This window comes from Lentzea miocenica (genome assembly GCF_033949945.1).
In the GTDB taxonomy this organism is placed as follows: Bacteria; Actinomycetota; Actinomycetes; order Mycobacteriales; family Pseudonocardiaceae; genus Lentzea; species Lentzea miocenica.
The window spans coordinates 339263-359963 of sequence record NZ_JAXAVW010000002.1 but is presented as its reverse complement, the minus strand read 5'-3'; the positions used below and the strand labels follow the sequence as shown (position 1 = coordinate 359963).

Here is a 20701-nt window from a genome sequence, read left to right as displayed (position 1 = left end):
AATGTGTCAGTCGAAAAGGATCACTTGGCGGATCAGCGATCCGCCGCCGCGCAAGGCCTGCAGGCCCTCGTTCACGTCCTCCAGCTTGATCCGCTTGCTGATCATGCCTTCGAGGTCGAGCCGGCCCTGCCGCCACAGCGCGATCATGCGTGGCACGTCCCGGCGGAAGTTCGCCGTCCCGTAGAACGACCCGTGCAACGTCTTGTCGTGCAGGAACAGTTCCTGGGCGCTGAACGACACCATCGCGTCCGCCCGGCCCGCGCCGACGACGACCGTGTGGCCACCGCGGCGGGTCAGGTCCCACGCCTGGCGGATCGTGGCGGGGATGCCGACGACGTCGAACACGTAGTCGAAGCCCATGCCGAAGTTCAGCTGGTTGTTCAGGTCCACGATGCCGTCGGGCGTCGTGGCGTGCGTCGCGCCGAAGTTCTTCGCGACGTCGTGCTTTTCGAGCACCGGGTCGACAGCGACGATCCTTGCGGCGGCGGCCAGCCGCGCGCCCTGGATCACCGCGACACCGACACCACCGCAGCCGATCACCGCGACACTCGAACCCGGTTCGACCTTCGCGGTGTTCAGCACCGCGCCGACGCCGGTCAGGATGCCGCACGACAACAGCGCCGCGATCTCCCACGGCACGTCGTCGTCGATCTTCATCGCGGCATCGGCGGGAACGACCATCTCCTCGGCGAAGGCGCCAAGACCCGCGTAACCGAACGCCGGATTGCCACCGACGACGAACCTCGGTGACGTGAAAGCCGAAATGGTGTGCACGAGGCACAAGTGAGACTGGCCGGTGACGCACTGGGCGCACTTCCCGCACGGCGGCACGAACGTGATCGCCACGTGGTCGCCGACCGCCAGCTGCGTCACGGCACTGCCGATCTCCACGACCTCACCGGCGCCTTCGTGGCCGACGACACCGGGTGTCAGGGCGGGCAGCGTTCCGTCCATTGCGGACAGATCGCTGTGGCACACCCCGCACGCCTTGATCTTGATGCGGACTTCCTGCGGCCCCGGCGCGGTGGTCGTCACGTCGTCCCGGAGCTCTAGCTTGTCGTCGCCTACCTGGTTGAGCACGGCTGCCTTCACCGGGATCACTCCTCGCTGAGCTCAACGGCTGAGGTACCCGTCGCACACTAGAATCTGTTCCTGTTCATGACAAGGCCCATCAGCGTGAGAGCCGCAGCGCACCCTTGGGGCAGGACGCGACCGCGCGTTCCGCCAACGCCACCTCGCCATCGGCGAGTTCACCCTCCCGGATCTGCAAAACCTCGTCATCGTCAAGGTCAAACACCTCGGGCAGGATTGACATGCACTCACCGTGCGCCTCACACAGCGAAGGGTCGACGTCGACCTTCATCGCGGCCTCCTGACATCAAGTAGAACTTGTTCTAGAGTAGCCGTCATGCGCATCGGTTTCACGCCCGAACAGGAGCAGTTGCGCCAGGAGTTGCGGGCGTACTTCGCCGCGCTCATGACGCCGCGACGCCGGGAAGGCCTCGCCGGAGGCAGCGACCACGGCGGCGGTGACTACGGCACAGCCGAGATGTACAAGGACACCGTCCGCCAGATGGGGCTCGACGGGTGGCTGACCATCGGCTGGCCGGAGGAGTACGGCGGCCGCAACCGGCCCATGATCGAGCAGCTGATCTTCCTCGACGAGGCGTCTGCGGCCGGAGCGCCGGTGCCGTTCCTGACGCTGAACTCGATCGGGCCGACGATCATGGCGTACGGCACGCCCGAGCAGAAGGCGTTCTACCTGCCGAAGATCGCGTCCGGGGAGATCCACTTCGCCATCGGCTACTCCGAACCCGAGGCGGGCACCGACCTGGCGGCGTTGCGCACTCGGGCGGTGCGCGACGGCGACGACTACGTGATCAACGGCCAGAAGATGTGGACCAGCCTCATCCAGTACGCGGACTACGTCTGGCTGGCCTGCCGCACCGACCAGGAATCGCAGCGGCACAGGGGGTTGAGCATCATCATGGTGCCGACCACCGATCCCGGTTTCTCCTGGACACCCGTGCCGACGATGTCCGGGCCGACCACCAGCGCGACGTTCTACGACAACGTGCGCGTGCCGGCGACGAACCTGATCGGCGAGGAGCACAAGGGCTGGAAGCTCATCACCAACCAGCTCAACCACGAACGCGTCGCTCTTTGTTCGGCCGCACCGTTGCAGACCGCGCTGCGCGAGGTTCGGCAGTGGGCCCAGGAGACCGGCGCTGACCAGCACGAGTGGGTGCGACTGCACCTGGCCCGCGTGCACGCCAAGACGGAGTTCCTCAAGCTGATCAACTGGCGGATCGCCTCCGGCGGTGACGAGGCGCCCTCTCCCGCGGAAGCCTCCGCCACCAAGGTCTTCGGCACCGAGTTCGCGACCGAGGGCTACCGGCTGCTGATGGAGGTCCTGGGCGCCAACGGAATCGTGCGCACCGGGTCGCCGGGAGCACTGCTGCACGGCCGGGTGGAACGCATGCACCGCTCGTCGCTGATCCTGACGTTCGGCGGCGGCACCAACGAGATCCAGCGGGACATCATCGCGCGCGTGGGCCTCGGTTTGCCCGCCGTACCCCGGTAAGGAGACTTCGTGGACTTCACCCTGACCGAGGCGCAGCGCGAACTGGCGGCGCTGACCCGCAAGATCCTCGACTCGTCGGACACACCGTGGGCCGATCTGGTCAAGTCCGGGGTCGTGCCCGAGTCGCCCGACGAGTTCGGCGTGCTGGAACAGTGCTCGGTGCTGGTCGAGCTGGGCCGCGCGATCTCACCGGTCCCCTACCTGCCGACCGTGGTCGCGTCTTGCGCGCTGGCCGACTTCGGTACGCCGGAACAACGTTCTCGCTGGCTGAAGCCCGGAACTGTGTTGTCGGTGGCGCTCGCCGAGGACACCGATGGCGCGAAGACCACCGTGCCGTTCGCCGGTACCGCGGAGGCTTTCCTGGTGTCGCACGGGGAACAGGTGTTCCTCGTCGAGGCCGGTGACCTTGCTGTCACTTCGCAGGAACTGGTCGACGGCTCCGAGGCTGGATGGTTCGAGTTCTCCGGTGGCGGTGACGTGGTTGCGGGCCTCACGCCGGAGTGGCTGATCACGCGGTACACGTTGGGGCTGTGCGCGTTGCAGCTCGGGGTGACCGAACGGGCGTTGGAGCTGACAGCGGAGTACGCACGGACGCGGGTGCAGTTCGACCGGCCGATCGGCAGCTTCCAGGCTGTGGCGCAACGACTTGCTGATGCGTACATCGACGTCGCGGCGATCCGTTTGACGTTGTGGCAGGCGGCATGGCGACTGTCCGAAGGGCTGGACGCAGACGCTGAGGTGGCGACCGCGAAGTTCTGGGCCGCCGATGCCGGGCATCGTGTTGCCCACACCGCCGTGCACGTCCACGGCGGCACAGGTATCGACATGAGCCACGAGGTGCACAAGTTCTTCACCGCGGCCAAGCGGTGTGAGTTCGAGCTGGGCGGTGCGACCGCCCAGCTCCTCAAACTCAGTGCCGCGATCTGATCAGCCGCACCAGAACCAGCGCGCCGGCCGGGAGTCCCCGCCGGTGGGGATGTAGGTGCCGATCAGGGCACCCTCGTCTGTGACGTCGCCGTAGTACGCAGAGGCGACCACCGGCAGGTTCGCGGAGTCCACGGGGTAGTGGACACCCCACTGCCACAAGGTCGCGACGCCGTTGACCGCGCCGAACACCACGTGACCGCTGGAAGTCCTGCCCCAGGGCGTGGTGCCGGCTTCCCAGGTGGCGACCTGCTGCCCGGCCAGGTTCCACTCCGCGAGGCCGGTCGGGGAGGGGTGCAGGACCCGGTCGTTGTCGAAGACCATCCGCTGCTTGCCGCCGGGCAGTTCAGTCCGCTGCCCGGTCTCGACGTCGATCACGAACCCCGACGCGCCCGAGATCTGCACGACCTTCCCGTCGTCGCTGATGCCGATGGCCGGTCCGGGCAGGAAGGTCTTCGCGGCACCGCTGTTGGGCCACACCGTGGTGTGCCGAGTGTTCGGCGTGTCGCTCTGCCACACCTCGCCGACCACGTCACCGTGGTTGTTCACGCCTTTGGCCTGTGAGTTGAGGCCCTCGGGCGTGTCCAGCAACTCATAAGCGCCGTCGCGGTACCGGAAGGCCACCGTGCGGTGCTGGTCCAGGATCTCCTGCCGCCCGACGACGACCCCGCTGTTGTTCACGTCGGTCGGCCGGATCGCGGTCAGCCACCAGCCGGACGGCGTCATCCGGGTCAGCACGCCGTTGTCCCACACCAGGCCGCTCTCGACGTGAGAACTCTCGCCGACCTTGGCCTCTCCGACGATGAACCGGTTGTTCTCGCTGCTGCCGCTGGTCCTCGCGTACCTCGAGTCGTCCGGCACCGGAAGGTCGTGCGCGATCCACCGGCACGGGTCCGCCACGGCGTGCGGTGCCGCCGCTGTGGAGGCCAGCACCAACCCGCTGAACAGCACCCCAATCACACGTCTGTGCTTCATGGTGTCCCCCATTTCGTTCAGCCGCACCAGAACCAGCGCGCCGGGTGCGTCGACCCGTCCGAGTTCTTGTAGGTGCCGATCAACGCACCCTCATCGCTGATGTCGCCGTAATAGGCCGCGTCCGGCAGCTTCGCGGAGTCCACGGGGTACCGGACGCCCCACTGCCACAGCGTCGGGATGCCTGCGACGGCACCGAACACGACGTGGCCACTGGACGTCCTGCCGAACGGTTCCGTTCCGCCCTCCCAGGTGGCGACGTGCTCACCCGCGATGTTCCACTCCTTGAGGCCGCCCTCGGCGGGGTGCAACACCCTGTCGTTGTCGAGGACCATCGACCACCGGGCACCGGTCAGCTCGGTCGACCGCCCGCTCTCGATCTCGGTCACGGCCGCCCACCGCGGCATGATCTGCACGATCTTGCGGTCGTCGGTGATGCCGACAGCCCCCTCCCCCGGCGGGAAGTCCTTGCGGGGCCCGCTGCCCGGCCACACGACGGTCCGGTGGTAGGTCGGTGTGTCGGGGCTCCAGGTCTCGCCGATCACGTCACCGAGCGCGTTGATCGCGACCGCTTTGGAGTTCTGCCCCGCCGGCGTGTCCAGGTACTCGTAGACGCCGTCGCGGTAGCGGAAAGCGCGATGGATCCCGTCGTTCCAGCTGTACCACTCGCCCACGACCACGCCGACGTTGTTCACGTCCGCGGGCTCGACGCCGATCGTCGGCGAGCCCGACGAGGTCATCAGGCGCAGCGCCCCGTTGTCCCAGATCAGACCGCGCTCAGCGGCGCCGTCGATCCTGGTCGCGCCGACGATGAACCGGTTGTTCTCGCTGCTCCCCCAGGTCCTGGCGTACGCGGCGCCGGCCGGCAGCGGCAGGTCATGCGCGATCCACCGGCACGGGTCGGCCGCGACGGCATGCGGTGCCGTGACGGTGGACGCGAGCACCAATCCCGTGAAGAGCACACCAAATACACGTCTTCGCTGCATGTTTCCCCCTTGAACTTCCCCAGGCGGAAACAAGATACGTGTCAACGGGACAGTTTGGTCAATCTCTCCACAGTTTCGCCGAACTCCCGCAGCAGGTCAGCCATCACGTCCGCGACGGGGCGCACCTCGTTCATCCGCCCGACGACCTGACCGACCGGCATCGACACCACGGACGGGTCGTCGGACCGGGCGATGCGCAGGTGCGCCTCGCTCACCAAAAGGTTCTGCAACGGCATCGGCAACGGCTCCGGCGCGCCGGGCGCGGACCACGCCTCGGTCCACCGCGTCTTCAGCAGCCGCGCCGGTTTGCCGGTGTAGATCCGGGTGCGGACCGTGTCGCTCGAAGTGGCTGCCAGCAAGGCTTTCTGGGTGAGTGGACTCTGCGTGTACTCGGCCGTCGTCAGCCAGTACGAACCCATCCACACACCGGAAGCGCCCAGCGCCATCGCGGCCGCGGCCTGCCGTCCCGAGCCGATGCCACCCGCGGCGAGCACCGGAACGTCGACCGCGTCCACGATCTCCGGCACGAGCACCATCGTGGCGACCTCGCCGGTGTGCCCACCCGCCTCATATCCCTGTGCCACCACGATGTCGACGCCGTTCTGCACGTGCCTGCGCGCGTGCTCGGCTTTGCCCGCAAGGGCGGCGACCGGAACACCGGCCGCGTGGACACGTTCGATGACGTCGGTGGGCGGCGAGCCCAGGGCGTTGGCGATGAGGCGGATCGGGTGTTCCAGCGCGATGTCGACGTGTGACCGGGCGACCGAGTGCAGCCAGCCGAGCACGCCCTCGCCGCCCTCACCGTCCGGCAGCGGTGGCACGCCGAGCTTCAACAGCGTCTGCTGCACGAACTCCTTGTGGCTCTGCGGAATGAGCTCGGCGAGGTCGACCTGGGTGCCCTCTTTCGGCACGGTGGCGGGCATGACGATGTCGACGCCGTACGGTTTGCCGTCGGTGTTGTCGTCCATCCACGTCAACGCGCGGTCGAGGTCTTCCGCGTCGTTGAACCGCACGCAGCCGAGGACACCGAGCCCGCCGGCCCGGCTGATCGCCGCCGCGACGTGCTCGGACGGCGTGAAGCCGAAGATCGGGTGCTCGATGCCCAGCTGGTCACACAGGCTGGTGCGCATGATCCTCCGCATCGTTGAACGGCTCACACCGGTTGGTGCGCATTGTCCTCCACGTGGCGCCTTGCCCACTGGTAGTCGGGTTTGCCGCTCGGGGTGCGGCCGATCTCGCCGACCAGCCACAGCGACCGCGGCACCTTGTAGCCCGCGAGCGACTCGCGCACGTGAGCGTCCAGTTCGGACAGTGTCGGGGTCGCGCCGTCGCGTGGCTGCACGAGTGCGCCGACGCGTTGGCCGAGCAGGTCGTCCGGGATGCCGATGACGAGCGCGTCGAAGACGTCCGGGTGCGACTTGAGCACCGCCTCGACCTCCTCCGGGAACACCTTCTCGCCGCCGGTGTTCACGCAGGTGTTGCCGCGGCCCAGCAACGTGATGTCGCCGTCGGCCTCGAACCGCGCGTAGTCGCCGGGCACCGTGAACCGCTTGCCGTCGACCTCGACGAACATCCGCGCGGTCTTCTCGGGGTCCTTGTAGTAGCCGAGCGGGATGTGCCCGCCGCGCGCCAGCTTGCCGATGACACCGGGCGCCGGTTCGAGCTTGTTGCCGTCGTCGTCGATGACGATGGTGTCCTCGTTCAGCTTCACCTTGGTGCCGTCGGTCTTCTCGATCTCCTTGGGCACCGCGCCGATGCCGGTGGACCCGGTCTCGCTCGACCCGATCGACTCCAGCAACGTCGTGTGCGGCAGGAGTTCCTGGTACTGCTTCTTGACCGTGAAGGAGAACAACGCGGCACTGCTGTTGATGATGAACAGCGACGAGCCGTCGTACCCGCCCTTCTGGAACTCCTCGATCAGGGGGCGGCCCATCGCGTCGCCGGTGATCACGGCGACCTGGACCTTCTCCTCGCCGATCACCCGCCAGATCTCGGCGGGGTCGAACTTCGGCACCAGCACCACCGTGCTGCCGCTGAACAACGCGCCGAGCACGGCCCACTGCGCCGCACCGTGGATCAACGGCGGCAGGCAGAGCCTGATGAGTCCGTAGTCCTTGCCGGACTTTGCCTGCTGCCACTCGTCGGTGAGCCGTTCGCCGGTCACGAAGTCGATGCCGCCGCCGAGCGTGCGCCACACGTCCTCGTGCCGCCACATCACGCCCTTGGGCATGCCGGTCGTGCCGCCGGTGAACAGTATGTAGAGGTCGTCGCCGCTGCGTGGCGCGAAGTCCCGTTCGCCGGACTCCTCGCTCAGCGCGGTCTCGTAGTCCGCGCCGGCGAAGTCCTCGTCGGACTCGTCGTCGATCACGACGGTGTGCCCGGGAGCACCGACCTCCGCGACCAGCGGCGAGTACCGCCGTTCGTGTACGAGAGCGACCAGATCCGCTTCGCCGAACAAGTATTGCAACTCGTTCTTGGTGTAGCGGTAGTTCACGTTGATGGCCACGGCGCGCAGCTTGTACACGGCGAGCATGGCCTCGACCAGCTCGATCGAGTTGCGCGCGTAGAGCCCGACGTGCGCCCCTGCTGTCACGCCGTTCTTTGCCAGGTGGTGAGCCAGTTTGTTGGCTCGCGACTCAAGGTCGGCATAAGTGACCCTCTTGGACCCGCACACGAGCGCGGTCCGGTCGGGCACGGTGTCGGCGGCGTGTTCAACGAGGTCTGCGACGTTGAGGGCCATGGTGGTCAAAGTAGAACGTGTTACTGTTCTGGACAATCCCCCGTGCGGTCAGACTCGATCCAGGAGGCGCGCGAATGACGACCACGACGGAACCACACGCGTTGGTGGACTTGGTCGGGAACGTCCTGGTCGTCACGATGAACCGCCCGGAGGTCCGCAACGCGTTGTCCGGCCCGATGATGGCGATCATGCGCGAGGCCTGGGACCGCGTGGACAGCGATCCCGACGTCCGCGTCTGCATCCTCACCGGCGCGGGAGGTTCCTTCTGCGCGGGCGCCGACCTCAAAGCCATGACGTCCAACCACCCCAGCGAATCCGCCGGGAAGTTCGACTTCTCGGTCATCGAACCGCTGCTGAAAGGTCGTCGATTGACGAAACCTCTCATCGCGGCGGTGGAGGGCCCCGCGGTCGCCGGTGGCACGGAAATCCTTCAGGCGACCGACATCCGGGTGGCCGGCGAGAGTGCGCGGTTCGGCGTCTCCGAGGCGCGCTGGGGCCTGTTCCCGCTCGGCGGATCGGCGGTCCGGTTGCCGCGCCAGATCCCCTACACGGTCGCGGCGGATCTTCTGCTGACTGGGCGGCACATCAAAGCCGCGGAGGCCAAGGAAATCGGCCTGATCGGTCACGTCGTGCCGGACGGCCAGGCGCTCGAAAAGGCGATGGAACTGGCCGCACTCATCACGGCGAACGGGCCGCTGGCCGTGCGGGCGATCCTGCAGACCATGCGGGAAACCGAGGCGATGCACGAGAACGACGCGTTCGAAGTGGACGCTCGGCTCGGCATGGAGGTGTTCCGCAGCGAGGACGCGAAGGAAGGTCCGCGCGCCTTCGCCGAGAAGCGGAAGCCGGAGTTCAAGGGCCGTTAGACAGCTGCCCAATCGATTCGTTCGCGTCCGTAACACTTCTCGACGACCCTCCGAAATGCGTATCAACATCCGCGGTCCGGGGGTCAGCCTTGAAGCATTCCGATGAGTTGGTCGACAACGGTGTCGACGGGGACGTCAGCGGTACGTCGTTCCAAGCCGGTTCGATCGGCGGGGACGTCTACCTGGGCACGCCCGCCAAGCCTCGATCGCGCAAGGGTTTGTGGTACCTGACCGTGCCCGCGGCGGCAGCGGTCATGGGCATCACCGCGCTGGTGTGGGAGCTGGACGAGCCGGGCCGGCCGACCTTCGCCACCGCCACGCCCACGACGGACACCAGTACGACGTCGGCCCCAGCCGCCACCACCGGTTCACCTGCCCGTTCGACAGCCGCCGGTGCCGCCCGCCCCGCCCCAGGAAGCCAGGCGCCGCGCCCGTCCGGTGGCGCACCGGTCGCCGTCACGTCCGTGCCCACGACCACGGTCGCCGTCGCGGTCGCACCTCCGCCCGCGGGCAACGATGTGCGGTACAGCGGCACGGTGCCGTTCGGCAGCTACAACCTCGACCTCCCGCAACCACGCGACGTGGACGGCATGAACGTCTGGCCGCTCACCCCCGGCCGCCTGCACGGCGACGAGGGCTACTGGCTGGCGGAGTGGGTCGGCGACGGCGTCCCCGGACGGGACGAGTGCGCCGCCGACCTCACGCAACGCGCGACGAGGGACGCGGAGAACCTGATCGTCGGCAGCCGGGTGTGCGGGAAGACGCCGGGCGGCCGGATCTTCCTGGTCCAGGTCGTCGCGATGGACAGCGCGACGATCACCGGCCAGGTCACCGTGTGGGAGTAGGCCGCTTCGCACCCGGACCGACGTCGCCGGCCTCAGTCCGCCTTTCGCGTGTTGCAGGACCTGGACGCTGCTGATGACCTCCCACATGGGGTCGATCTCGAGTTTCAGCCGTGTTCGTGCGATGTCCGCGTCCGTGAAGTGGATGCGCAAGTGCGGGTTTCACGCAGCATTCACCGATCGGCGCAAGCGGGTGACGCCTCGGTCGGCCTAGGCCGGACGTCCTCAGATGTCGTTGGCCGCGATGTACCCGAAGGTCATGGCCGGCCCGATGGTCGACCCCGCCCCGGCGTAGCTGCGCCCCATCACCGCAGAGCTCACGTTGCCCGCCGCGTACAGCCCGGGAATCACCGAACCGTCCGGCCGCAGCACGCGGGCACGCGCGTCGGTGACCATGCCGCCCTTGGTGCCCAGGTCCCCCGGCACGATCTTGAACGCGTAGAACGGCGGTGCCCACAGCGGTGCCAGACAGGAGTTCGGGAACACCGCCGGGTCCGTGTAGTAGTGGTCGTAGGCGCTGTCGCCGCGCTTGAAGTCGGTGTCGCGGCCGGTGAAAGCCTGGTTGTTGAACCGGCTGACGGTGGATTTCAACGCGGCGCCCGGGACGTTGATGGCCGACGCCAGCCCGTCGAGCGACCAGTTCTTCACGACCGCGCCTGCCTGGTACCACCCGTCTGGCAGCGGCAGGGTGGGGGCGACGTCGGCGAACAGGTACCTGTTGCGGTAGTTCTGGTCGACGACGAGCCACGCCGGGATGCACGGCGAGGTGGGATTCTTGTCGTACATGGTGTGCACGACGTCGCTGTAGGGCGCGGCCTCGTTGACGAACCGCTGACCTGCCGCGTTGATCATCAGGCCGCCGGGCAGGGTGCGTTCGGCGAGGCAGAAGTACGGCGTGCCGGGCACCGGGATCGCCGGGCCCCACCAGGCGTCGTCCATCAGGTCGAGCGCGGCGCCCACGCGCAGGCCCGCGCGGTGGCCGTCGCCGGTGTTCTCCTTGGCGCCGACGGTCCACGCCGTGCCGATGGGCTGGCGCTGGTACTGGGCGCGCATCGACGCGTTGTGCTCGAAGCCGCCGGAGCCCATGATCACGCCCCGGCGCGCCTTCACCAGCCCGCGGGACGTCAGGACTCCCTTGACCGCGCCGTTTTCCACGTGCAGGTCTTCCAAGCCCGTGTTCAGCCACACCGGCACGTTCGCCTGCATCAGACCCGCACGCAGACCACCGGCCAGTGCCTGGCCCATCGTCAACGGCTTCTGGCCGGCCAACGCGGCTGCGGTACCGCGAGCGAGAGCGGCCGCGGCCGTGGCGGCGCCCTTCGCGTTGACCAGGGCCAGCGCGAGCCACTTGTAGTCGGCGCCGTAGATGACCATGCCCGCGGGCGTGGCGAGGTAGGGCGCGTTGAGGTGAGCGAGTTCCGCGCCGAGGATGCGGCCGTCGATCATCTCCGGCTCGATGGAACGGCCCTTGGCGATGCCGCCGGGGTATTCCGGGTAGTAGTCGCTGTAGCCGTCCATGTGCCGGAAGCGCAGCGGGCTGTTGCGCATGACGAACGAGATCATCTGCGGCCCGTGCGTCAGGTACGCCTGCTGCCGCACGACCGGGATGTCGCCGACGACCGCGGCGAGGTACTGCCGCGCCTTCTCCGGGGTGTCGGGGATGCCCGCGGCGAGGATGACCTCGTTGTTGGGAATCCAGATACCCGCACCGGACCGAGCGGCGGAACCGCCGTAGGTCGGCGCCTTTTCCAGGACCACACAGCTCAGTCCGCGTTTGGCCGCGGTGAGAGCGGCGGTCATGCCTGCCGCGCCCGCGCCGACCACCACGACGTCGAACTCGCCGATGGGGTCCGCGGAGGCCGGTGAGGTCTTCACGAGTCCCGAGGCCAGCGCGAGGCCGGCTCCGGCGAGCACCTGACGGCGGTTCAGGTTCATGGGGTGGCTCCCGACATCGTCTTCCGGTGGTCCCAGCTGGCTGTGCGAGTCGGACGGAAGATCACGGCGACGCGCCTGGACATCGCCTTGCGGAGGGCGTCGCGGGCCGTGTCGTCGTCGCCGACCTCACCGAAGTTGCGCGCCACCACGGCGTCCACGACCGGGCCGAGCTCCGTGAACTCCGTGACGCCCTCCATGTGCACGCCGCGCAGCTGGTCGTAGGTCTCCCCCGCCTCAACCAGCACGCTGCAGCGCGGATCACGTTGCAGGTTCAGGATCTTCTGCGACTTGCGGTCGGTGCAGAACACGATGTCGCCGTCCAGGACCGCGAACCACATCGGCGCCAGGTGCGGCAGGCCGGTGCGGCCGATGGTGGCGACGATCAACGTCTTCTGCTCACCCAGAAACGCCTCGACCTCGGCAGCCGACATCTTGATCGGGTCACGCACGGCCCGCACTTCCTTCTTGGCTGCGCAGCTTTCGCTTGTACAGCTTGCCGTTCGGGTCACGCGGCAGTTCAGCCAGGTACTCGATCGTGCGAGGCAGCTTGAACTTCGCCAGCCTCGTTCCGGCGAACTCCAGCAGTTCGCGCGTCAGTTCATCGTCGGGCTCGACACCGTCCGCGGGTTGCACGACGGCCTTGATCTCCTCGCCCCAGTCCGGGTGCGGCACGCCGAACACCGCCACGTCCGCCACCTTGGGATGACACACCAGCTCGCCCTCGATCTCCGCCGGGTAGATGTTCACGCCACCGGAGATGATCATGTCGTTCTTGCGGTCGCACAAGAACAGGTAGCCGTCTTCATCCAGATAGCCGATGTCCTGCAACGTGAACAGCTTGCCCACCCGCGCGGCACGGGTCTTCTCGGCGTCCTTGTGGTATTCGAAGGTCGCGTCACCCATCCGCATGTAGACCAGGCCGCGCTCGCCCACGGGCAGCTCACTGCCGTCCTCGCCGAGGATCTTGATCTCCGACGTCGGCCAGGGCAGGCCTACGGATCCGGGCTTGCGCAGCCATTCCTGGGCGGTGATCGCCGTGCCGCCGCCCTCGGTGGCGGCGTAGTACTCGATCACGACCGGCCCCCACCAGTCGAGCATCCGGCGCTTGACCTCGAGCGGGCACGGCGCGGCACCGTGGATCATCGACCGCAGCGACTTCAGGTCGTACTCGGCCTTGACGTCGTCGGGCAGTGCCAGCAACCGGTGGAACTGGGTCGGCACCATGTGGCTGTGGGTGACCTTGTACCGGTCGATCAGCCGCAGCATCTCCTCCGGCGCCCAGTGGTCCATCAGCACCGCGGTGTGGCCGAGCTGGATCGAGATGACGACGAAGTTGAGCACCGCCGTGTGGTAGAGCGGCGACCCGCACAAGTGCACGTGCCCGTCGTGCGGCTTGATCCCGAAGATCCCGAAGAACCACGGCGCGGATGGCGGAACCACGTCCGGGTCAGCGCCGGTCAACGGCCTGCGCACGCCCTTGGGCCGCCCGGTGGTGCCGGACGTGTAGAGCATCGGCGAGCCTGCCGTGCGGACGTCCGGACGACCTTCCTCACCCTCGCCGAGCTTGGTCAGCGGCTCGAACCCCGCGATGTCGCCGACGGAGAACCGGGCGTTCGCTGGCAGGCTCGCCGAAGCATCTGTTGCGGCGTCGGCGAACCGTTCGTGCGCGACGAAGGCCTTGGCGCCGCTGTCCTGCACGAGGTACCCGACCTCGGCCCCGGTCAGGTGCCAGTTCGCCATCACGACGTAGAGGCCGGTCTGGTAGGCGGCGAAGTACACCGCGACCAGTTCGGCGCTGTTGGGCAGCATCAGCACGATGCTGTCGCCGGGTGCCAGCCCCAGGGCCTGGAACCCGCGCCCGTAGCGGTCGGCTTCCGCCGCCAGCTCCCGGTAGGTGATCTCCCGGCCGCTCGGATCGACCAGCGCGGTCAGGTCCGGCTGATCGGCGGCGATGTTCCAGAGTCCTGTGACCACACCCTCAAAGTAGAACGCGTTTCACCTACTGACAAGCCTCCGCCACCGCCTTGATCGATGCCATGTCACGGCAGCCGACGAGCAGCATCGTGACGCCCGCCTTCTCCCACCGGCCGATCTCCTCACGGACGTGCTCGGCGGTGCCGACGATGCTGATCTCGGCCACCAGCTCGTCCGGAACCGCTTGCACGGCCTCCTCTTTGCGCCCGGACAGGAACAGCTCGCCGATGTCCCGCACCGCCTCGCCGTATCCCATGCGAGTGAAGACCTCGGCGTGGAAGTTCATGCCTGGTGCGCCCATTCCTCCGATGTACAAAGCGACGAACGGCTTGAGCTGGGCGCGGACGCTCACCGGATCGTCCGTCACGACGACCTGACACGTGGCCGCCACCTCGAAGTTCTCCCTGCTACGAGTCGAACCCTTCTGGCGCGACTTCGCGAAGCCCTCGTCCAGCCACTCGTCGTACATGCCGGCGAGTCTGGGCGCGTAGTAGATCGCGAGCCAGCCGTCGGCGATCTCCGACGTCAGCGCGACGTTCTTCGGACCCTCCGCGCCGAGCCAGATCGGCAGGTCAGCGCGCAGCGGGTGGGTGATGGGCCTGAGCGGCTTGCCCAGGCCGAGCGAGCCCGGCCCCTGGTAGGGCAACGGGAAGTGCGGACCGTCGTTGGTGACCGGCGCTTCACGGGCCAGCACCTGACGCAGGATCGAGACGTATTCCCTGGTCCTGGCAAGGGGTTTGGCGAAGGGGCGGCCGTACCAGCCCTCCACGACCTGCGGCCCGGACACGCCCAGCCCCAGCACGAACCGTCCACCGGAGAGGTGGTCGAGGGTGAGCGCGTGCATCGCGCAGGCGGCCGGGGTGCGGGCCGACATCTGCACGACGGACGTGCCCAGCCGGACCCGTCGAGTGTCGGATCCCCACCACGCCAACGGGGTGAACGCGTCCGATCCCCACGCCTCGGCGGCGAACACCGCGTCGAAGCCGAATTCCTCCGCCGCCGCCACGAGTTCGGGGGCGTTCGGGGGTGGCGCGGCACCCCAGTAGCCGAGCTGCAGACCGAGCTTCATGCACCCATCTTGCCACCATTTCGAGAACCTGTTTCACTTTGATCTGTGACTCGGCCGCTGAGTGCTCCGCTCGACGTGGGCTTCGACTACACGCGCTCGCTCGGCCCGACGCTGGGCCGGTTCCTCTCGGATCTGCGCCGCCGCAAGGTGACGGGGATCCGCGGTTCCGACGGCCGTGTGCACGTGCCGCCGCTCGAATACGACCCGGTGACCGCCGAGCGGTTGACGGAGTTCGTGGACGTGGCGTCGACGGGTGTCGTGCGCGGCTGGTCGTGGATCCCGGAGCCGCTCGAAGGACAGCCGCTCGACCGGCCGTTCGCGTGGGCGCTGATCCAGCTCGACGGCGCGGACACCGCGTTGTTGCACGCGGTGGACGCGGGTTCGCCGGACCAGATGTCGACAGGCGCGCGCGTACGGGTGCGATGGCGGACTGAACGCGTTGGCGCCATCACGGACATCGAATGCTTCGAGCTCTCCGATGAGGCTTCGGATGATCCGGTTGAAGCCGATGACGTCACGATGGTGACCACGCCGGTGAACCTGCACTACACGCACTCCGCGTCACCGACCGAGGACCCGTTCCTGCGCGGCCTGATGGAAGGCCAGCTGATCGCCCAGCGCTGTCCGGAGTGCGCCAAGGTCTACTTCCCGCCGCGACCGGCCTGTCCCACCGACGGAGTGCCGACGACGGACCGGATCGAGCTGTCCGACCGCGGCACGATCACGACGTTCTGCGTGGTCAACGTGCCGTTCCTCGGCCAGCGCATCCCACCGCCCTACGTCTCGGCGTATGTGCTGCTGGACGGCGCGGACATCCCGTTCCTGCACCTGCTGCTCGGCATCGCGCCCGAGGACGTGCGGATGGGCATGCGGGTGGAGGCGGTGTGGAAGCCGCGCGAGGAGTGGGGTCCGACGATGCAGAACATCGACCACTTCAAGCCTTCCGGCGAACCGGACGCGCCGTTCGACTCCTACTCCCAGCACCTGTGAGGCTCGCGTGCGTGACATTGCGGTAGTCGGCTTCGCGCAGACGCCCTGCGTGCGCGAGACCGACGGCACCACCAACGGTGTCGAGATGCTGGTGCCGATCTTCCACGAGGTGCTCGGCGGGCTCGGGCTCACCAAGTCAGACATCGGGTTCTGGTGCTCGGGCTCGTCCGACTACCTGGCGGGGCGGGCCTTCTCGTTCGTGTCGGCGGTCGACGCGATCGGCGCGTTCCCGCCGATCATGGAGTCGCACGTCGAGATGGACGCGGCCTGGGCGCTGTACGAGGCCTGGGTGAAGTTGCTGTGCGGCGAGGTCGACACGGCGTTGGTCTACGGCTTCGGCAAGTCGTCGGCGGGTCAGCTGCGGCGGGTCATGGCGATGCAGCTCGATCCGTACCTGGTGACGCCGCTGTGGCCGGATTCCCTCGGCCTGGCCGGGATTCAGGCTCGGATGGGCATCGAGGCCGGGCTCTGGGACGAACGCGAGATGGCGTCGGTGGCCGCGCGCAGTCGTCTTTCCGCCATGTCGAACCCGCTGGCGCAACTGTCCGGCGAGGTTGACGTCGACTCGTTGCTGGGGTCCGAATACGTCGCGGATCCGTTGCGGCGGCATGATTGCGCGCCGATCACCGATGGCGCGGCGACGATCGTGCTGGCCGCCGGCGATCGGGCGCGGGAGCTGTGCGAACGCCCGGCGTGGATCACCGGATTCGAGCACCGGGTGGACTCACCGTCGTTCGGCGCGCGCGACCTGCTGACGTCTCCCTCCACAGTGGCCGCGGGCAAGGCGGCCGGTGTCGACGGTGTCGAGGTGGCGGAGCTGCACGCGCCGTTCAGCCATCAGGAGATCCTGCTGCGCCAAGCACTCGGGCTCGGTGACGAGGTCGTGCTGAACCCGTCCGGTGGTGTGCTGGCCGGCCACCCGATGTTCGCGGCAGGGCTGGCGCGGATCGGCGAGGCGGCACGGCGAGTGCACGACGGATCCGCTTCGAAGGTGCTCGGTCACGCCACGAGTGGACCGTTGCTCCAACAGAACCTCGTCTGCGTCATGGAAGGACGGGAGTAGATGCGACCGGCAGCTGTGGTCGGCACCGGCCAGACGCACCACGCCGCGAAGCGCCTCGACGTGTCGATGGCGGGCCTGTGCCGCGAGGCGATCGACCGCGCGATGGCCGACGCCGGCGTGGACTGGCCGGACATCGACGCAGTGGTGCTCGGCAAGGCACCAGACCTGTTCGAGGGCGTCATGATGCCCGAACTGTTCCTCGCGGACGCGCTGGGCGCCGTCGGCAAACCGTTGCTGCGCGTGCACACCGCGGGTTCGGTCGGTGGCAGCACCGGCAACGTGGCCGCGTCGCTCGTGCAGTCCGGCGTCCACAACCGCGTGCTTGCGGTGGCGTTCGAGAAGCAGTCCGAGTCCAACGCGATGTGGGCGCTGTCCGTGCCGACGCCGTTCACGATGCCGGTGCACGCCGGTGCGGGTGGCTACTTCGCGCCGCACGTCCGCGCCTACATCCGCCGCGCGAGCGCTCCCGAACACATCGGCGCGATGGTCGCCGCCAAGGACCGCCGCAACGGAGCCCTGAACCCTTACGCCCATCTGAAGCAGCCGGACATCACCGTCGAGTCGGTGCAGGCCTCGAAGATGCTGTGGGACCCGATCCGGTACGACGAAACGTGTCCTTCCTCGGACGGCGCGTGCGCTGTGGTGATCTCCGCCGAGCCCACGTCCTCGCGGGCCGCGTGGATCCGCGCGACGGCGATGCGCACCGAGCCGACGACGTTCGCCGGACGCGACCAGGTCAACCCGCAGGCAGGCCGGGACGCCGCACGGGCGTTGTGGAAGCAGGCGGGCATCACCGACCCGCTGTCCGAAGTGGACGCCGCCGAGATCTACGTGCCGTTCTCGTGGTTCGAGCCGATGTGGCTCGAGAACCTCGGGTTCACCGACATCGGCCAGGGCTGGAAGCTCACCGAGGCGGGCGAGACCGAGATCGGCGGCCGGCTGCCGGTCAACCCCAGCGGCGGTGTGCTGTCCTCGAACCCGATCGGCGCGTCCGGCCTGCTGCGGTTCGCCGAGGCCGCCATGCAGGTCATGGGCACCGCGGGAGACCACCAGGTGGACGGCGCGCGGGTCGCTCTGGGTCACGCGTACGGCGGTGGTTCGCAGTTCTTCGCCATGTGGGTCGTCGGATCGGAGAAGCCGTGAAGTTCACCGTTGGCATCGCCATGAGCCCGCTCGACCAGCTGACCGAGTTGGCCCAGTGCGCCGAGGAGTGCGGTTACGCGTCGATCGCGCTGCCGGACTCGCTCTTCTTCTCGGAGAAGGTTTCCGCGGACTACCCCTACACGCCCGACGGCTCCCGGATGTGGAACGCCGAAACCCCGTGGGTGGACCCGTTCGTCGCCGCCGCCGCGATGGGCGCCGTGACGTCGCGGATCCACTTCTACACCCAGGTCCTGAAACTGGGCTCCCGCAACCCGTTGCTGCTCGCCCGCCAGGTCGGGTCGGTCGCACACATGACCGGCAACAGGTTCGGGCTCGGGGTGGGGCTCGGCTGGTCGCCCGAGGAGTTCGAGTGGTGCGGCGCGCCGTACAAGAACCGCGGGCCGCGCGTCGACGAGATGATCGACGTCCTCAAGCTCGTGCTCGGCGGCGGCATGGTCGAGTACCACGGCGACTACTTCGACTTCGACCGGTTGCAGATGTCGCCGGCACCCACTTCGCCGGTGCCGTTCTACGTCGGCGGTCACTCCCCCGCTGCGTTGAAGCGCGCCGCGCGGGTCGGTGACGGCTGGACGTCCGCGATGATCACGTTCGAGGACCTCAAGTCGGTGATCGCGCAGCTCACCGACCTCGGCGCGTTCGAGCGGCCGTTCGAGATCCAGGCCGTGTGCATCGACCGGTTCGGGCTGGACGGGTACAAGCAGCTCGACGAGATCGGTGTGACCGATGTGATCGTGGTGCCCTGGCTGTTCTACGGCGTGGGGTTCGACGGCGGTTTGCAGGCCAAGAAGGACGGACTTCGGCGCTTCGCCGACGAAGTGATCGGGGAATTCGCATGACAGCGGTGACCTGGAAGGCCTCCAAGACGGAGACGCCGGCGAGGGTGGCGTCGTGGCGTTCGATGGACGCCGTGACGCGCGGGGCCAAGGACGAGTGGCTGGCGTTGTTCGCCGAGGACGCCGTCGTCGAGGACCCGGTGGGGCCGTCGATGTTCGACGCCGAGGGCAAGGGACACCACGGCAAGGAGGCGATCGCCGCCTTCTGGGACCTGGCGATCGCCAACGTCGAACGCTTCGAGTTCGCGATGCACGACTCGTTCGCGGCCGGCTCGGAGTGCGCGAACGTCGGGGTGATCAGCGCGTTCCTGCCGGGCGGTGCTCGTGTCGACACCGAGGGCGTGTTCGTCTACAACGTCGGTGAGGACGGGCTGATCAAGTCGGTGCGCGCGTTCTGGGAGACCGAGCGGGCGATGGCGACCCTGCGCACGGAATGACCGGAAGCCGAGCCCTCCGCCCCTGCCCCGGGCGGAGGGCTCGGCCGTTCACGCGTACTGGACGCGGAACTCCTTGATCCCGTTCAGCCAGCCCGACCGCAGCCGCCTCGGTTCAGCGACCTGCTTGATGTTCGGCATGGCGTCGGCGATCGCGTTGAAGATCAGGTCGATCTCCAGCCGGGCGAGGTTGGCGCCGATGCAGAAGTGCGCGCCACTACCACCGAACCCGAGGTGCGGGTTGGGATCGCGGGTGATGTCGAACCGCCTGGGGTTGTCGAACACTTCCTCGTCGAAGTTCGCGGACGAGTAGAACATCCCGACCCGCTGCCCCTGCTTGATCTCCACGCCGCTCAGCACGGTGTCGGCCATCGCGGTGCGCTGGAAGGACACCACCGGCGTGGCCCACCGGACGATCTCGTCACCGGCCGTCGCGGGGCGTTGTTCCTTGTACAGCTCCCACTGCTCGGGGTGGTCCAAGAACGCCTTCATGCCGTGCGTGATGGCGTTGCGCGTGGTCTCGTTGCCGGCGACGGCGAGCAGCAGCACGAAGAAGCCGAACTCCTCCGACGCGAGCCCGGCGCCGTCCACATCGGCCTGAACGAGCTTGGTGACGATGTCCTCACGCGGGCACTTGCGGCGGTCCTCCGCCATCGTCCACGAGTAGCCGAGCAGCTCCGTCGCCGCGGCGAGCGGTTCGATCTCGAACTCGGGGTCGTCGTAGGCGATCATCTGGTTCGACCAGTCGAAGATCTTGCGCCGGTCCTCCTGCGGGATGCCGATCAGCTCCGCGATCGCCTGCAGCGGCAGCTCGCACGCCACGTCGCTGACGAAGTCGCCGCTGCCCTTGGCCAGCGCCTCCTCGACGATCCGCTCGGCGCGCGCGGTGAGCGCGGCACGCAGGGCGTTGACCGCTTTCGGCGTGAAGCCGCGGGAGACGATGCCGCGCTGCTTCGTGTGCGTCGGCGGGTCCATGTTCAGCAGCAGGAGCCGCTGCATCTCGATGTTGTCGCGCGGCATGTCGTCCTTGAACCGGATGATCGCCGTGTTCTCCCGGCTGGAGAACAGCTCGCTGTTGCGCGAGATCTCCTTGACGTCGTGGTGCCGGGTCACCACCCAGTAGCCGTCGTCGGGAAACCCGCCCTGACCGTGCGGTTTGGAGTTCCACCAGATCGGCGCGGTCTGGCGCAGTTCGGCGAACTCCTCGAACGGCAGCCGACTCGCGTACATGTCGGGGTCGGTGAAGTCGAAGCCTTCCGGGATGCGCGGCTTGCCCACAGGCACCTCCTAGGTGGAACGCGTTCTATCCGATTCAAACACGGTTG

20 protein-coding genes are annotated in these 20701 nt (G+C 68.0%); 9 read left to right on the top strand and 11 right to left on the bottom strand.

Annotated elements, in window-relative coordinates:
- Positions 1–6: 6 nt before the first annotated feature.
- Both SK803_RS03975 and SK803_RS03970 read right to left on the bottom strand, forming a co-directional pair.
- Positions 7–1092, bottom strand: a complete 1086-nt coding sequence (locus SK803_RS03975; RefSeq protein ID WP_319964349.1) for a Zn-dependent alcohol dehydrogenase — start codon at positions 1090–1092, stop codon at positions 7–9.
- Positions 1093–1171: 79 nt separating this feature from the next.
- Positions 1172–1363: a ferredoxin gene (locus tag SK803_RS03970; protein WP_319964348.1), complete on the bottom strand. Its 192-nt coding sequence runs from the start codon at positions 1361–1363 to the stop codon at positions 1172–1174.
- Between the two features lie 45 nt (positions 1364–1408).
- On the opposite strand from SK803_RS03970, the gene SK803_RS03965 reads away from it, so the two are divergent.
- Positions 1409–2584, top strand: coding sequence for an acyl-CoA dehydrogenase family protein (locus SK803_RS03965; protein WP_319964347.1), 1176 nt, complete (start codon positions 1409–1411; stop codon positions 2582–2584).
- Positions 2585–2593: 9 nt separating this feature from the next.
- Entirely contained in the window at positions 2594–3511 is a 918-nt protein-coding gene (locus SK803_RS03960) for an acyl-CoA dehydrogenase family protein (protein WP_319964346.1), read from the top strand.
- Here the strand turns inward: SK803_RS03960 and SK803_RS03955 are convergent, their stop codons facing one another.
- The 4 genes from SK803_RS03955 to SK803_RS03940 are packed head-to-tail and all read right to left on the bottom strand — an operon-like array spanning position 3512 to position 8206.
- A complete protein-coding gene (locus SK803_RS03955; RefSeq protein ID WP_319964345.1) occupies positions 3512–4483 on the bottom strand; it encodes a hypothetical protein in 972 nt (323 codons plus the stop codon). It lies immediately after the preceding gene.
- 17 nt (positions 4484–4500) lie between these two features.
- Positions 4501–5466, bottom strand: a complete 966-nt coding sequence (locus SK803_RS03950) for a hypothetical protein (protein WP_319964344.1) — start codon at positions 5464–5466, stop codon at positions 4501–4503.
- 41 nt (positions 5467–5507) lie between these two features.
- Positions 5508–6596: an NAD(P)H-dependent flavin oxidoreductase gene (locus SK803_RS03945; protein WP_319964343.1), complete on the bottom strand. Its 1089-nt coding sequence runs from the start codon at positions 6594–6596 to the stop codon at positions 5508–5510.
- 23 nt (positions 6597–6619) lie between these two features.
- Positions 6620–8206 (bottom strand): acyl-CoA synthetase, encoded by a 1587-nt coding sequence (locus SK803_RS03940; protein ID WP_319964342.1) that lies wholly within the window; start codon positions 8204–8206, stop codon positions 6620–6622.
- A gap of 74 nt (positions 8207–8280) precedes the next feature.
- Between SK803_RS03940 and SK803_RS03935 the strand changes: the two genes are divergently transcribed.
- Positions 8281–9072 carry a crotonase/enoyl-CoA hydratase family protein gene (locus tag SK803_RS03935; RefSeq protein ID WP_319964341.1) on the top strand — a complete coding sequence of 264 codons (792 nt, stop codon included), beginning with the start codon at positions 8281–8283 and terminating at the stop codon, positions 9070–9072.
- Positions 9073–9161: 89 nt separating this feature from the next.
- Positions 9162–9917 (top strand): hypothetical protein, encoded by a 756-nt coding sequence (locus tag SK803_RS03930; RefSeq protein WP_319964340.1) that lies wholly within the window; start codon positions 9162–9164, stop codon positions 9915–9917.
- A gap of 222 nt (positions 9918–10139) precedes the next feature.
- Here SK803_RS03930 and kstD read toward each other — a convergent pair whose 3' ends face one another.
- From kstD to SK803_RS03910, 4 genes are read right to left on the bottom strand one after another with little or no spacing between them, the layout of a single operon-like run.
- Complete coding sequence (gene kstD / locus SK803_RS03925) at positions 10140–11849, bottom strand: 3-oxosteroid 1-dehydrogenase (RefSeq protein WP_319964339.1); 1710 nt, start codon at positions 11847–11849, stop codon at positions 10140–10142.
- A complete protein-coding gene (locus tag SK803_RS03920; protein ID WP_319964338.1) occupies positions 11846–12298 on the bottom strand; it encodes a pyridoxamine 5'-phosphate oxidase family protein in 453 nt (150 codons plus the stop codon). The genes kstD and SK803_RS03920 overlap by 4 nt, the downstream gene beginning before the upstream one ends.
- Complete coding sequence (locus tag SK803_RS03915) at positions 12291–13823, bottom strand: acyl-CoA synthetase (RefSeq protein WP_319964337.1); 1533 nt, start codon at positions 13821–13823, stop codon at positions 12291–12293. Before SK803_RS03915 ends, SK803_RS03920 begins: the two co-directional genes overlap by 8 nt.
- 25 nt (positions 13824–13848) lie before the next feature.
- Positions 13849–14892: an LLM class F420-dependent oxidoreductase gene (locus SK803_RS03910; RefSeq protein WP_319964336.1), complete on the bottom strand. Its 1044-nt coding sequence runs from the start codon at positions 14890–14892 to the stop codon at positions 13849–13851.
- Between the two features lie 45 nt (positions 14893–14937).
- On the opposite strand from SK803_RS03910, the gene SK803_RS03905 reads away from it, so the two are divergent.
- Genes SK803_RS03905 through SK803_RS03885 form a run of 5 tightly spaced genes read left to right on the top strand, consistent with a single transcriptional unit; the run spans position 14938 to position 19379 of the window.
- Complete coding sequence (locus SK803_RS03905; RefSeq protein WP_319964335.1) at positions 14938–15882, top strand: Zn-ribbon domain-containing OB-fold protein; 945 nt, start codon at positions 14938–14940, stop codon at positions 15880–15882.
- A 7-nt stretch (positions 15883–15889) separates the two neighbouring features.
- On the top strand, positions 15890–16945 hold the full coding sequence (locus tag SK803_RS03900) for a thiolase domain-containing protein (protein WP_319964334.1): 1056 nt from the start codon (positions 15890–15892) through the stop codon (positions 16943–16945).
- Complete coding sequence (locus tag SK803_RS03895; RefSeq protein WP_319964333.1) at positions 16946–18088, top strand: thiolase domain-containing protein; 1143 nt, start codon at positions 16946–16948, stop codon at positions 18086–18088.
- Positions 18085–18945, top strand: coding sequence for a TIGR03619 family F420-dependent LLM class oxidoreductase (locus SK803_RS03890; protein WP_319964332.1), 861 nt, complete (start codon positions 18085–18087; stop codon positions 18943–18945). Before SK803_RS03895 ends, SK803_RS03890 begins: the two co-directional genes overlap by 4 nt.
- A complete protein-coding gene (locus SK803_RS03885; RefSeq protein WP_319964331.1) occupies positions 18942–19379 on the top strand; it encodes a nuclear transport factor 2 family protein in 438 nt (145 codons plus the stop codon). Before SK803_RS03890 ends, SK803_RS03885 begins: the two co-directional genes overlap by 4 nt.
- Positions 19380–19427: 48 nt before the next feature.
- Here SK803_RS03885 and SK803_RS03880 read toward each other — a convergent pair whose 3' ends face one another.
- Entirely contained in the window at positions 19428–20654 is a 1227-nt protein-coding gene (locus SK803_RS03880) for a cytochrome P450 (RefSeq protein WP_319964330.1), read from the bottom strand.
- Between the last annotated feature and the right edge of the window lie 47 nt (positions 20655–20701).